1 protein-coding gene and 1 pseudogene are annotated in these 759 nt (G+C 62.3%); one reads left to right on the top strand and one right to left on the bottom strand.

Annotated elements, in window-relative coordinates; all coding sequences use genetic code 11:
* Nucleotides 1-332: hypothetical protein (locus J0A65_RS24710; protein WP_206596888.1), on the bottom strand; the 332-nt coding region annotated here is incomplete at its 3' end.
* 187 nt (nucleotides 333-519) lie between these two features.
* Between J0A65_RS24710 and J0A65_RS24705 the strand changes: the two are divergent.
* Nucleotides 520-759 (top strand): annotated as a pseudogene (locus J0A65_RS24705) (GGDEF domain-containing protein); the annotation flags it as partial.

Genomic DNA, 759 nt, shown 5'->3' with positions numbered 1-759 from the left:
AAACTCTCGCTCAGCGCCTGCATGGCCGAACGCGCATCACGCGGCCCGGAAAGCGTGATGGCCTTGACGTTGACCAGCGGATAGCCGGCGGCGCCGAGCGCGTCCTGCAGGTCCGCCGTGCCATTGGCAGGCAGCACCAGGCGCGGGTCGTCCGCCAGCGGTGGCAATGGCTCCGAGGCCTGCACGCCGCAGCGTTGTATTTCGCCCCGATAGGCGTTGATCGCGTCGATCAATGCCACATCTTCACTCGCCTGTACCGAGGTGACGGCGGCCACCATCAGCAGCGCCAGCAGCCCTGATCCGCGTCCCCACCTCTTGCCTGCCGTTGTCATACCGCCCTCTCTCCACTAACGTCGTGATTCTGTCGCCATCTCCAGCACAGCATCATGATCAGCGCCGACCTGCGCGAAACCCTCAGTGATTGCGGGTTTGCCGCGCAGACGGCAGGGTTCCTGCATAAGCCCCAGGTGTCATCTCGAACCGCCCAGACGATTGCCCGATCCTGCCAGAGAACAGCCAATGCCCGATCACTTCGCCAAGAACGAACAACATCGACGCCTGGTCCTCAAAGCCCTGCTCTGGATCACTCTGGTCGGCGGCCTGTTCTTCTTCGTGGTCAACCTGCTGCGCGACAACTGGCTGCTGGCCACGCTCGAGATCGGCTACGCCGGCGTGTCGCTGTACATGCTGATGATCATCGACCGAACGCGCAATCTGCAGCTATTGACCACGATTTACCTGTTGCCGTTCTTCAGCATC

This window comes from Bowmanella yangjiangensis (assembly GCF_017255015.1).
Classification (GTDB): domain Bacteria; phylum Pseudomonadota; class Gammaproteobacteria; order Enterobacterales; family Alteromonadaceae; genus Bowmanella; species Bowmanella yangjiangensis.
Note: the sequence above shows the minus strand (reverse complement) of the source record. Positions and strands in the feature narration are given on the sequence as shown.